The sequence below is a fragment of the Streptomyces sp. NPDC060205 genome (assembly GCF_042728395.1).
Classification (GTDB): domain Bacteria; phylum Actinomycetota; class Actinomycetes; order Streptomycetales; family Streptomycetaceae; genus Streptomyces.
Window position 1 is genome coordinate 13,701 of record NZ_JBHWZP010000047.1, and the last position, 12,833, is coordinate 26,533.

A 12,833-nucleotide genomic window follows, 5' to 3' on the forward strand; every position below is an offset into this window, starting at 1 on the left:
AAACCTCCGGCGTTCGCGACAGCACGGACACGACGGCCGGACATGGCGACCGGACATGACAGCCGGACGGGACAGAGGGGCAGGGCATGGCCGCGGGCTACCTGGAGATCCTCCGGACGAGACATGCCGCACGGCTGCTCGCGGGCACGCTGGTGGGCCGGCTGCCGAACGCGGCGGGTGCCATCGCGGTGGTGCTCTTCGTGCGCGCGGAGGGCGGCAGCTACAGCCTGGCGGGGGCGCTCACCGCGGTCTACGGGGTGTCCAACGCGGTGGGGCAGCCGCTGCTGGGCCGTCTGGTGGACCTGTACGGGCAGCCGCGGGTCCAGTTGCCCGCCGCGCTGGTCTCCGCCCTCGGGGTGTGCGTGTTCGCCCTCACGGGGCTGCAGTCGCTTCCGCTGGCGTACGCCCTGATGGTGGTCGCCGGATTCTTCACGCCGCCGCTTGAGGGCGGTCTGCGGGCGCTGTGGCCGTCGGTCCTGCGCAAGGAGGGGCAGGTGCACACGGCGTACGCGATGGACGCCGTGGCGCAGGAGGTCATGTTCACGGTCGGGCCGTTGCTGGTGACCCTGTGCGTGTCCCTGTGGTCCGCGCAGGCGGCGCTGGTCGTCATCAACGTCATCGGGGTCCTGGGTGCCCTCTCCGTAGTGGTGTCGGGGCCCTCGCGCGCGTGGCGTTCGGCGCCGCGGGAGGCGCACTGGCTGGGTGCGTTGCGTTCGCGCGGGCTCATCGCGCTGCTGGGGGCGTTCCTTTTCGTGGGGATGGCGCTGGGTTCCATCACGGTGGCGGGTGTGTCGTACGCGGACGACCACGGGGGTGACGCGACGTACGGCTGGCTGATGGCGGCGCTGGGGCTGGGTGCGCTCGTCGGGGGCACGGTCTACGGGGCGCGGCAGTGGGGCGGTGCGCCGGAGCGGCGGCTGCGGGTGCTGGTGGCGCTTCTGGCGCTGTGTTATCTGCCGCTGATGCTCATGCCGGGCGCGGTGGCGATGACGGGTCTGGTGGCGCTCGCGGGTGTGTTCCTGGCGCCGTGTATCGCGTGTGCGTTCATCATCGTGGACCGGCATGCGCCGCGGGGGACGGTGACGGAGGCGTTCTCCTGGCTGGTGACGACGTTCACGGTGGGTGCGTCGGTCGGAACGGGGCTCGCGGGGCCGGTCGTCGAGTGGGGCGGAGCGGTGCGGGGTTTCGCCGTACCGGGGGTGGCGGGGGGTGCCGCGTTGCTGGTTCTGCTGGCCACGGGGCGGGTCCTCGCAGCTACGGGCGGCGGTGCGGTGGTGGAGTCACGTTCGGAAATGATCGAAACGTAGGTGCCGAACCCCGTTTCAGCACAGGCCTTCGGGCGTAATGTTCAGTCATGGACCGCCGCATTTTCGGGCTGGAGAACGAGTACGGCGTCACGTGTACGTTCAGGGGACAGCGGCGCCTGTCTCCCGACGAGGTGGCGCGGTACCTCTTCCGCCGTGTCGTGTCATGGGGCCGCAGCAGCAATGTCTTTCTGCGAAACGGTGCCCGCCTCTATCTAGACGTGGGATCACATCCGGAATATGCCACTCCCGAATGTGACAACCTGACGGAACTCGTCACCCACGACAAGGCCGGCGAACGCATTCTGGAAGGACTCCTGGTAGACGCGGAACGACGCCTGCACGAGGAAGGAATCGCGGGCGACGTCTACCTCTTCAAGAACAACACCGACTCGGCGGGCAACTCCTACGGCTGCCATGAGAACTATCTGGTGGCCCGTCACGGGGAGTTCTCCCGGCTCGCGGACATTCTCATTCCGTTCCTCGTCACGAGGCAGCTGCTCTGCGGTGCCGGAAAGGTGCTGCAGACCCCGCGGGGCGCGGTGTACTGCGTCAGTCAGCGGGCGGAGCACATCTGGGAGGGTGTCTCCTCGGCGACGACCCGTTCCCGGCCGATCATCAACACCAGGGACGAACCGCACGCGGACGCCGAGCGCTACCGCAGGCTGCACGTCATCGTCGGTGACTCGAACATGTCCGAGACGACCATGCTCCTCAAGGTCGGTGCCACCGATCTGGTGCTGCGCATGATCGAGGCGGGCACGGTGATGCGTGATCTGACCCTGGAGAACCCGATCCGGGCGATCCGCGAGGTCAGCCATGACATCACGGGCCGCCGCAAGGTGCGTCTGGCCAGTGGCCGGGAGGCGTCGGCGCTGGAGGTGCAGCGCGAATACTACGAGAAGGCCGTGGACTTCGTGGAGCGCCGCGGTATCCGTACGGGCGTGGTGGACCAGGTTCTGGAGCTGTGGGGCCGCACGCTGGATTCGATCGAGTCGGAGGACCTCGACCGGATCGGTACCGAGATCGACTGGGTGATGAAGTACAAGCTCATCGAGCGGTACCGCGCCAAGCACAACATGACGATGTCGCATCCGCGCGTCGCCCAGATAGACCTCGCCTACCACGACATCCACCGTCGTCGGGGTCTCTACTATCTGCTGGAGAAGCGGGGTCAGGCCGCGAGGATCTGCAACGACTTGAAGATCTTCGAGGGCAAGTCCGTGCCGCCGCAGACCACTCGGGCCCGGTTGCGGGGTGACTTCATCCGGCGTGCGCAGGAGCAGCGCCGTGATTTCACCGTCGACTGGGTGCATCTGAAGCTCAACGACCAGGCGCAGCGCACAGTGTTGTGCAAGGACCCGTTCCGGTCCGTCGACGATCGGGTGGAGAAGCTGATCGCCGGCATGTAGGAGTTCGCCGACTCGGCAGGGGTCCTGTGCACCGCGGGTGTGCGGGACCCCTGTTCTGTCCTGTGTTACGTCCTCCGTATGTCTCGATGGGTACGGTCGGTTCCGCCTGCCCCGGCCCGGTGGTGTGAGGGCCTAGAGTGGCCGGACCCCATTCGAGCGACCTGAGGATCGATGTGCGACGCCGACTTGCTGCTCTCCTGATCGTGCCTGCCCTGGCGCTGACCGCGTCCGCCTGCGGAAGTGACGACGACAAGGGCGACAAGGACAAGGCCGATCCGTCGGCGTCGTCCTCCGCGTCCAATGCGGCTGCGCCGAAGCCGGTGGACTCGGCGTCGCCGATGCCCGCGGTGAAGGGTGCCTTCGGCAAGAAGGCGACGATCGAGGTGCCCAAGGGTGACCCGACCGACAAGTTCGTGGTGCACACGGTCTCCGAGGGTGACGGCTCGGTGGTGAAGAAGGACGACCTGGTGTCGATGAACTTCACCGGGAAGGTCTGGAAGAGCGGCAAGGACCTCGGTTCCTCGTACCAGGAGGGCGGGGCGCCGCAGTTGATCACTGCGGGTTCCGAGACGGTCATCCCGGCGTTCTCGCAGGCGCTCGTGGGTCAGAAGGAGGGCAGCCGGGTCCTGGTCGTGGCGCCGCCGGCCGCCGGTTTCGGCAGTCAGGGCAACCAGCAGGCCGGGGTCTCGGGCACCGACACGCTGGTGTTCGCGCTGGACGTGGGCGATGTCGTCCCGAACAAGGTCGAGGGCAAGCAGGCGGCGATCCCGTCGGACCTGCCGCAGATCAAGGCGGACGACGAGGCGCCCGCGACGATCTCGGTGCCGAAGAACGACCCGCCGGCCAAGCTCGTCGACCAGGTCCTGATCGCGGGCAAGGGTGCCGAGGTGAAGAGCGGCCAGTCGGTCACCATGCAGTACAGCGGTGCCGCGTGGAAGCTGAACGAGGGCAAGGCGAAGGCCACGCTCTTCGACTCGTCGTGGAAGACCGGTCAGCCCTTCAGCACCGTCATCGGTCAGGGTCAGGTCATCGCGGGCTGGGACAAGGGGCTCGTCGGCAAGCACGTCGGGGACCGGGTCCTGCTGGTGATTCCGCCGGCCCAGGCGTACGGCGACGAGGCCAAGGGCGAGGAGCTGCCGGCCAAGTCCACCCTGGTGTTCGTGGTCGACATCCTGGCCGCGAGCTGAGGATGGCAGACTGTCCGGGTTGTCCGACCGAGAACGAGCAGGAGCACTGACGTGAGCATCGACAAGCCCGAGATCGACTTCCCGGGCGGCGAGCCCCCCAAGGACCTCGAAGTCAAGGACATCTGGGAGGGTGACGGCCCGGTGGCCAAGGCGGGCGACACCGTCTCGGTCCACTACGTCGGTGTGGCCTTCTCCACCGGCGAGGAGTTCGACGCGTCCTGGAACCGGGGTACGCCGCTGCAGTTCAAGCTGGGCGTCGGTCAGGTCATCGCGGGCTGGGACCAGGGTGTGCAGGGTATGAAGGTCGGCGGTCGCCGCCAGCTGATCATTCCCTCGCACCTCGCGTACGGTGACCGCGGTGCCGGTGCCCGTATCGCTCCCGGCGAGACGCTGATCTTCGTCTGCGACCTCGTAGGGGTCTGACGCTCCGATTTTCATAGGTCGTATTTCATTGGCTGCGTGATCGCTGTCCGACTGGATTCGATCACTTGGGGTCCATGCCTGTCCGGGCATGGACCCTCGGCTTTTGCCACGACACCCCGGGGCGGTACGGTCATCGGTCGGAAGCACCATAGGAAGGGCGTCGATGGCCATTGCCAAGGCAGAGCGGCTGATGAACCTGGCGCTGTGTCTGCTCGGGACGCGGCGACCGCTCAGCAAGCGCGAACTCCGTGAGTCCATCGAGGCCTATCTGGAGGCCGGCTCGGACGACTCCTTCAACCGGATGTTCGAGCGGGACAAGGACGATCTGCGCGAACTCGGCCTGGTCATCGAGACGGTGGAGAACCTCGACGGCGAGGTCGGATACCTGGCCCGCCGCGACAGCAACCGGCTGCCGCCCATCACGCTGGACGCCGAGGAGGCCGCGGCCCTCGGGCTCGCCGCCAAGGTCTGGCAGCAGGCCCGGCTCGCGGGCGCGGCGAGCGGCGCCCTGCAGAAGCTGCGCGCCGCGGGCCTGCCCGAGGGCGTCGACCCGTACGAGCCCCATGGGGCGCTGGAGCCGCGCATCCCCGTGCACGAGGCGGCCTTCGAGCCCCTGATGCTCGCCTGCCGCGACCGGCGTCCCGTCACCTTCGACTACCGCAAGGCGACCGCGGCCCGCCCAGGGCCCCGCCATGTGGAGCCCTGGGCCCTGGAGTGCTGGCGCGGCCACTGGTACCTGGCCGGCTGGGACCGCGACCGGGGGGCCGAGCGCGTCTTCCGGCTGTCCCGGATCACCGGCAAGGTCCGTACGCGCAGTGGCACGTACACGGCGGAGGTGCCCGACGTCGTCACCGTGCGGGAGACCGTCGCGGGCTGGGCCGGGGACATCACCGACCGCACCGCGCTGATCCGGCTGCGGACGGGCTCGGGCTACCCGTTGCGCGCCAAGGCGGCGTCCGTGCGGGAACTCGGGGACGGGTGGGACGAGTTGGAGGTTCCGTACGGGCACGGTCTGGACGCCTGGCTGGTGGAGTTCGGGCCCGACGTGGTGGTCCTGGAGCCGGCCGAGCTGCGGGCCGACGTCGTGGACCGGCTGCGCGCTGTGGCCAAGGGCTGAGGGGGACGTAGGAAAGTGGCAGGAAAACCGGCCAGGCCCACGAACGCGATCGACCAGACGCGGCGGATGCTGTCCCTGGTGACGTATCTGCGCGAGCGCCCCGGCGCCCGCATCGAGGACGTGGCGCGGGCCTTCGGGATCACCGAGGACGAGCTGATCTCCGACCTCGACGTGCTGCCGCTGTGCGGGACCAGTTTCCGCGGCGGCGACCTCCTCGACATCGACACCGACGGCGACCGGATCTGGTGGCACAACCCGGACGACGTCGCGGAACCGCTGCGGATCGCCGCCGACGAGGCGACCGCGCTCCTGGTGGCGGCGCGGGCCGTGTCGACCCTGCCGGGCCTGCGCGAGGGCGACCGGCAGGCGCTGCTGCGGGCCACCGCGAAGGTGGAGGCCGCCTCCGGCGAGGCGGCCGGCGCCAGCTCCCGGCTGTCGGTCACCTTCGAGGCGGAGGGCGGGGTCTTCGCCGACGTCGACCGGGCGATCTCCGAGCGGCGCAGACTGTGGATCCGCTACTACTCGCCCTCGCGGGACGAGCTGAGCGAGCGCGAGATCGACCCGATCCGCCTGGTCAGCGTCGGGCACACGTACGTGGAGGCCTGGTGCCGCCGCTCCGAGGCCCGGCGCACCTTCCGCCTCGACCGGGTCGCCGAGATCAAGATCCTCGACGAGCCGTCCGCGCCGCCGGAGATCGAACTGCGGGACCTCTCGGAGGGGCTGGTGCAGCCGGCCGCCGAGGACCCCGAGGTGGTCGTGGAGGTCGGCCCCGGCGGACGCTGGGTCGCCGAGTACTACCCCCACGACAGCGCAGAGGAGCTGCCGGACGGCGGGCTGCGCATCACGCTGCGCACCCCGGACCCGGCGTCCCTGCGCCGCCTGGCGCTGCGGCTGGGGCGCGACGGCCGGATCGTGTCGCCGCCGGAGGTCGCCGACAGCGCCCGCCGGGCGGCGCGTGAGGCGCTCGCGGCCTACGACGGACCATGGGGACCACCGGACGCGCACGACGCCGGGAGCGGGGCGCAGGCCCCCTCGCAGGCGGCCCGCGACGGTGTCACGGATACTCCCTCCGGCGGTGACGGGGGAGTGCGGCGCCCGCAGGACGGGCCGCACGGAGTTCATGACGGGCTGTACGGCAGGCAGGAGCAAGGGCTGTGAGCGGGTCGGCAATGTCTGGTGCGAGTGAGATGTCCGTGGCGTCCGCGTTCTCCGGGATGACCAGAGTGGATCCCGTGGTGTTCAAGGCCGCGTGCCCGGACTGCCGGAGCGGCTTCGAGCTCGCCGCGAGCGCCCTGCGCCTGGTCGTCGGCGCGACACATCGGACCACTTTCTACTCCTTCACCTGCCCGCAGTGCCGCACGTCGGTGCGCAAACCGGCCGGGGAGCGCATCGTCGAGCTGCTCACCGGGGGAGGGGTGCGGGCCCTGCGTCTGCAGGGGACGGTCCGGGGGGCTTAGGGTCGACCCATGTTCTGGCCGATGTTCGCGATCGCTGTGGGTTTCCTGGGAATCGCCGTGCTCGGCGTGCTCGCCGTCCGTGTCTTCGTGGAGGCGGAGCGGCTGGGCAGGCAGGTCGACGAATCCGCACGCCGGATCAGCCGCGCCGCCGAGGATCTGGAGCACGCGTCCGTCGCGGTGGCCCGCTCCGCGGACGCCCTCTGAGCCGTCCTGTGCCCGGGCTTTGAGTCACTCTGACCTGTCAGATCCGCAGGGTCGGCAGGTACGCTGCAGGTCGCGGACCGGAGAGTGAGGCGCCGACCGCGAACTGGGAGTACGCACAGGGATTGCCTCGCGTTCACCCCTGAGCGTTACGATCGCTGCCAGCGCGACCCTCGGACAGACGTCCGACCGGTCGGGCAGCAACCCAACCACGCCGCCTCGGTGAGAAGGTAAAAGCTTATGTTCGGAAGGCTCGGCGCTCCCGAGATCATTCTCATCCTCGTCGTCGTCATCCTGCTGTTCGGCGCGAAGAAGCTTCCCGACATGGCCCGCTCCCTGGGCAAGTCCGCCCGCATCCTCAAGAGCGAGGCCAAGGCGATGAAGAGCGAGGGCAAGGACGACGCCGCCGCTCCGGCCGCGCCCCCGCACGACGACCAGCAGCCCCAGCGCACCATCCAGGCCGCACCCGGTGACGTGACCAGTTCCCGCCCGGTCACCGAGCCCACGGACACGACCAAGCGCTGACCTAGGGGGCCGGTGACCGCCGGCCTGCCGCACGAGATGGGAACGTGGGTTGCTGAAGTCCGCCCGCAAGAAGGAAGAGAAGGATCCCGAGGGGCGGATGCCCCTCGCGGAACACCTCCGTGAGCTCCGCAACCGGCTCGCGAAGGCGATGCTGGCCATCGTCCTCGTGACGATCGTCGCCGCCTTCTTCTACAACGACATCATCAACTTCTTCACGGAGCCGATCCTCAAAGAGGTGGGCTGCGACAAGACCTTCCAGCAGCTGGCGAAGTCGTCGTCCGACGACCCCTGTGCGCAGATCACCATCAACGGTCTGCTGACGCCCTTCACGCTGGCCCTGAAGGTGTCGCTGATGGCCGGTGTCGTGCTGGCCTCGCCGGTCTGGCTGTACCAGCTCTGGGCGTTCGTCGCGCCGGGCCTGCACCGCAGCGAGAAGAAGTACGCGTACGCGTTCGTCGCGTCGGGCGTCCCGCTCTTCCTCGGCGGAGCCTTCTTCGCCTACAAGGTGCTTCCCACCACCGCCAAGGTCCTGATCGAGTTCACGCCCTTCGGCGTCGACAACCTGCTGCCGCTGGACGACCTGCTCGACCTCGTGACCCGCATGGTCGTCGTCTTCGGTCTTTCCTTCGAGCTCCCGCTGCTCCTGGTGATGCTCAACATGACCGGCGTGATCACCGGCAGGCGCATGGCCGGCTGGTGGCGCGGCATGATCATGGGCATCACCGTCTTCGCCGCCGTCGCCACGCCCAGCACGGACCCGCTGACGATGCTGGCGCTCGCCGGACCCATCTGGATCCTGTACTTCGCGGCCACCGCCTTCTCCCTGCTGAACGACCGCCGCAGGGCCCGTCGCGAGGCCGAGGGCCCCGACGACGACGAGGCCTCCGAACTCGACCTCACCCCTGAGGACATCGGCGAGATCGAACCCGTGACGGCCAACCGCGCGCTGCCCGCGCAGCCGGAGGGCGAGCGGGAACGGATCAACGGTTACGACGACGTGACCTGACGACGGGACCCGGCCTCGGCGCCGCCCTTGTAGGGTCCGGGCCGTGACCAGCGAGATCACCCTCTTCGTCAATCCCACCGCGGGACGCGGCCGGGGCGCCCGTGCGGCGCAGCCGGCCGCTTCGGCTCTGCGGGCCGCGGGCTTCTCCGTGCGTACGGTCCTCGGCGAGAACGCCCGGGACGCCCTCACACGCGCGCGTGCCGCCGTGGCAGCCGGTACCGGCGCCCTGGTGGCCGTCGGGGGCGACGGCATGGCAGGCCTCGCCCTGCAGGCCGTCGCGGGGACCGGTACGCCTCTGGGGCTGGTCGCCGTCGGCACCGGCAACGACTTCGCGCGGGCGCTGGGACTGCCCGTACGGGACCCGGCGGCCGCGGGGCGCACGATCGCCGAGGCGCTCAAGGGGGCCCGGCTGCGGGACGTCGACCTCGGGCGGGTGGGCGGCACCTGGTTCGGCACGGTCCTCGCCTCCGGCTTCGACTCGCGGGTCAACGACCGCGGCAACCGCATGCGGTGGCCCGCCGGCCGGTTCAAGTACGACCTCGCGATGCTCGCCGAACTCGCGGCCTTCAAGCCCTTCCCGTACCGGATCACGCTGGACGACGGCGAGGTCCGGGAGACCGAGGCGACACTGGTGGCCGTCGGCAACGGCTCCTCCTACGGAGGCGGCATGCGGATCTGCGCGGACGCGGACCTCACCGACGGGCTCTTCGACATCACCGTGGTCGGCGCGTGCAGCCGCACCTCGCTGCTGCGGGTCTTCCCGCAGGTCTACAAGGGCACCCACCTGGACCACCCCATGGTCACCGTGCACCGGGCCGCGAAGGTCGAACTGGCCGCGGAGGGTGTCACCGGATACGCGGACGGTGAGCCGGTCGGCCCGCTTCCGCTGACCGCGGAGTGCGTAAGGGGAGCGGTACGGGTGGCGGGGGCCTGAACCGGCCTCCCACGGCTCGGCCCCCGCTCCCGGACCGCCGTACCGGTTCGCCGGGCAGGGGGCGGTCGGACACACCGGACGGAACCGGCCGGGAGGGATCCGGGCGCTCCGATCGGATAATGATCGTCCTGTTGTCAGTGGTGGCCGGTAGTCTCGAAAGCACGATGACAGACGACCTCTCACCGGCCGAGCGGTACGCGGCAGCACGGAAGCGCGCTGTCGAGCAGGCCACCGCGCTCGCGGGCTTCCGCGAGATGTACGACTTCGGCCTCGACCCCTTCCAGATCGAGGCCTGCAAAGCTCTTGAAGGGGGCAAAGGAGTCCTGGTGGCCGCGCCCACCGGCTCCGGCAAGACGATCGTGGGCGAGTTCGCCGTCCATCTCGCCCTCCAGCAGGGCAAGAAGTGCTTCTACACGACACCCATCAAGGCCCTGTCGAACCAGAAGTACGCGGACCTGTCCCGTCGTTACGGCGCGGACAAGGTCGGTCTCCTGACCGGCGACAACAGCGTCAACAGCGACGCCCCGGTGGTCGTGATGACCACCGAGGTGCTGCGCAACATGCTGTACGCGGGCTCGCAGACCCTCCTGGGCCTCGGGTACGTCGTCATGGACGAGGTGCACTACCTCTCGGACCGCTTCCGCGGCGCCGTCTGGGAGGAAGTGATCATCCACCTCCCCGAGTCGGTCACGCTGGTGTCGCTGTCGGCGACCGTGTCGAACGCGGAGGAGTTCGGGGACTGGCTCGACACCGTGCGCGGCGACACCGAGGTGATCGTCTCCGAGCACCGGCCCGTCCCGCTGTTCCAGCACGTGCTCGGCGGCCGGCGGATGTACGACCTGTTCGAGGAGGGCGAGGGCCACAAGAAGGCCGTCAACCCCGACCTCACACGCCTGGCGCGCATGGAGGCCAGCCGTCCGTCGTACCAGGACCGCAAGCGCGGCCGCGCCATGCGCGACGCCGACCGGGAGCGCGAGCGCAGACAGCGGTCCCGGGTGTGGACGCCGGGCCGGCCCGAGGTCATCGAGCGGCTCGACTCCGAAGGGCTGCTGCCCGCCATCACGTTCATCTTCAGCCGCGCGGCCTGCGAGGCAGCCGTCCAGCAGTGCCTGTACGCGGGCCTGCGGCTGAACGACGAGGACGCCCGGGAACGGGTGCGCGCCCTGGTCGAGGAGCGCACGGCGGCCATCCCGGACGAGGACCTGCACGTCCTTGGCTACTACGAGTGGCTGGAAGGCCTGGAGCGCGGCATCGCGGCCCACCACGCGGGCATGCTGCCGACGTTCAAGGAGGTCGTCGAGGAACTGTTCGTACGCGGCCTGGTGAAGGCCGTGTTCGCCACCGAGACCCTCGCGCTGGGCATCAACATGCCCGCCCGTTCGGTGGTCCTGGAAAAGCTCGTCAAGTGGAACGGCGAACAGCACGCGGACATCACCCCCGGCGAGTACACCCAGCTCACGGGCCGGGCAGGCCGCCGCGGCATCGATGTCGAGGGCCACGCCGTGGTGCTGTGGCAGCGGGGGATGAACCCCGACCACCTCGCGGGACTGGCCGGCACGCGCACGTACCCGCTGCGCTCCAGCTTCAAGCCCTCGTACAACATGGCGGTCAACCTCGTCGAGCAGTTCGGACGGCACCGTTCGCGCGAGCTGCTGGAGACCTCCTTCGCGCAGTTCCAGGCCGACAAGTCGGTCGTCGGGATCTCCCGCCAGGTGCAGCGCAACGAGGAGGGACTTGAGGGCTACAAGGAGTCGATGACCTGCCACCTCGGGGACTTCGACGAGTACGCGCGACTGCGGCGCGAGCTGAAGGACCGGGAGACCGAGCTGGCCAAGCAGGGCGCCTCCCAGCGGCGCGCCGAGGCGGCCGTCGCACTGGAGAAGCTCAAGCCGGGCGACATCATCCACGTGCCCACCGGCAAGTTCGCGGGGCTCGCGCTGGTCCTCGACCCGGGGCTGCCCGCGGGGCGGTCCAACGGCCACCGGGGCTTCGAGCAGCACGACGGACCCCGCCCGCTCGTGCTCACCGCCGAGCGGCAGGTCAAGCGGCTCGCGTCGATGGACTTCCCGGTGCCCGTGGAGGCCCTGGAGCGGATGCGCATCCCGAAGTCGTTCAACGCGCGCTCACCGCAGTCGCGCCGCGACCTGGCCTCCGCGCTGCGGACCAAGGCCGGGCACATCGTGCCCGACCGGCACCGCAAGAGGCGCGCCGAGGCCGCCGACGACCGCGAGATCGCCCGGCTGAGGACCGCCATCCGTGCCCACCCCTGCCACGGGTGCAGCGACCGCGAGGACCACGCCCGCTGGGCCGAGCGCTACCACCGGCTGCGCCGCGACACCGCGCAGCTGGAGCAGCGCATCGAGGGCCGGACGAACACCATCGCCCGCACCTTCGACCGCATCGTGGCGCTGCTGACCGAGATGGACTACCTGCGGGGAGACGAGGTCACCGAGCACGGCAAGCGGCTCGCCCGGTTGTACGGCGAGATGGACCTGCTCTCCAGCGAATGCCTGCGCGAGGGAGTCTGGGAGGGCCTGGGACCGGCCGAACTGGCCGCGTGCGTCTCGGCGTTGGTGTACGAGTCCCGGGTCGGCGACGACGCGATGGCGCCCAAGCTGCCGTCCGGCAGGGCGAAGGCCGCACTGGGTGAGATGGTCCGCATCTGGGGCCGCCTCGACGCCCTGGAGGAGGACTTCCGCATCACCCAGACCGAGGGTGTGGGCCAGCGCGAGCCCGACCTGGGCTTCGCCTGGGCGGCGCACGAGTGGGCGTCGGGCAAGGGCCTCGACGAGGTGCTGCGCGAGGCGGAGATGCCCGCCGGTGACTTCGTGCGCTGGTGCAAGCAGGTCATCGACGTGCTCGGGCAGATCTCGGCGGCGGCACCGACGTCGTCCGCCGCGAGTTCGACGGTGGCGAAGAACGCCCGTAAGGCGGTCGACCAACTACTGCGCGGAGTGGTGGCGTACTCCTCGGTGGGCTGAGCCGCCGAGGCACCCGGACGCCGAAGCCGCCGAGCGACCGGACGGATCCGGGCCCCTGACCATGGGGTGCCCGGGTCCGGACACGTCCCGCAGCGGCGCGAAAGCCCCCATCACCCCTTCTGATGAGGGGCTTTCGTATGCCCGTACGCCGTCACGCTGGGTGTTCGTATGGATGCGTGGCGTGTAAATGGGGCTGAGCGTACTCCTGTTGCGAGGGCGATTTCAGGTGGTTGCTGAATATGACACAGCGATGATCCGGTCGGACTAAGCTCGCCCGCAGCGCACC

At 69.8% G+C, this 12,833-nt stretch carries 11 protein-coding genes and 1 pseudogene; all 12 read left to right on the forward strand.

The genetic code is table 11. From position 1 onward, the window contains the following. The first annotated feature begins 86 nt into the window (after positions 1-86). The 12 genes and pseudogenes from ACFWGJ_RS11515 (at position 87) to ACFWGJ_RS11570 (ending at position 12,547) form a co-directional block, all read left to right on the forward strand. A pseudogene (locus tag ACFWGJ_RS11515) lies at positions 87-1,345 on the forward strand (MFS transporter). Positions 1,346-1,354: 9 nt separating this feature from the next. Next, entirely contained in the window at positions 1,355-2,716 is a 1,362-nt protein-coding gene (pafA, locus tag ACFWGJ_RS11520; protein WP_149512755.1) for a Pup--protein ligase, read from the forward strand. Between the two features lie 173 nt (positions 2,717-2,889). After that, the gene (locus ACFWGJ_RS11525; protein ID WP_387322723.1) at positions 2,890-3,903 is read left to right on the forward strand and encodes an FKBP-type peptidyl-prolyl cis-trans isomerase; all 1,014 of its coding nucleotides are present in this window, start codon (positions 2,890-2,892) and stop codon (positions 3,901-3,903) included. A 51-nt stretch (positions 3,904-3,954) separates the two neighbouring features. Continuing rightward, a complete protein-coding gene (locus tag ACFWGJ_RS11530) occupies positions 3,955-4,326 on the forward strand; it encodes an FKBP-type peptidyl-prolyl cis-trans isomerase (RefSeq protein WP_387322725.1) in 372 nt (123 codons plus the stop codon). 163 nt (positions 4,327-4,489) lie between these two features. After that, positions 4,490-5,443, forward strand: coding sequence for a helix-turn-helix transcriptional regulator (locus ACFWGJ_RS11535; protein WP_387322727.1), 954 nt, complete (start codon positions 4,490-4,492; stop codon positions 5,441-5,443). A gap of 15 nt (positions 5,444-5,458) precedes the next feature. Further along, entirely contained in the window at positions 5,459-6,601 is a 1,143-nt protein-coding gene (locus ACFWGJ_RS11540; RefSeq protein ID WP_387322729.1) for a helix-turn-helix transcriptional regulator, read from the forward strand. A gap of 11 nt (positions 6,602-6,612) precedes the next feature. After that, a complete protein-coding gene (locus tag ACFWGJ_RS11545; protein ID WP_387322731.1) occupies positions 6,613-6,900 on the forward strand; it encodes a hypothetical protein in 288 nt (95 codons plus the stop codon). 9 nt (positions 6,901-6,909) lie between these two features. Continuing rightward, entirely contained in the window at positions 6,910-7,104 is a 195-nt protein-coding gene (locus ACFWGJ_RS11550) for a hypothetical protein (protein ID WP_387322733.1), read from the forward strand. A gap of 237 nt (positions 7,105-7,341) precedes the next feature. Continuing rightward, positions 7,342-7,626, forward strand: a complete 285-nt coding sequence (gene tatA, locus ACFWGJ_RS11555) for a Sec-independent protein translocase subunit TatA (RefSeq protein WP_189779339.1) — start codon at positions 7,342-7,344, stop codon at positions 7,624-7,626. A 49-nt stretch (positions 7,627-7,675) separates the two neighbouring features. Next, on the forward strand, positions 7,676-8,632 hold the full coding sequence (gene tatC / locus ACFWGJ_RS11560) for a twin-arginine translocase subunit TatC (RefSeq protein ID WP_387322735.1): 957 nt from the start codon (positions 7,676-7,678) through the stop codon (positions 8,630-8,632). A gap of 43 nt (positions 8,633-8,675) precedes the next feature. Next, positions 8,676-9,566, forward strand: coding sequence for a diacylglycerol kinase (locus ACFWGJ_RS11565; protein ID WP_387322737.1), 891 nt, complete (start codon positions 8,676-8,678; stop codon positions 9,564-9,566). Positions 9,567-9,685: 119 nt separating this feature from the next. Next, positions 9,686-12,547 carry a DEAD/DEAH box helicase gene (locus ACFWGJ_RS11570; protein ID WP_387322738.1) on the forward strand — a complete coding sequence of 954 codons (2,862 nt, stop codon included), beginning with the start codon at positions 9,686-9,688 and terminating at the stop codon, positions 12,545-12,547. The last annotated feature ends 286 nt before the right edge of the window (positions 12,548-12,833 follow it).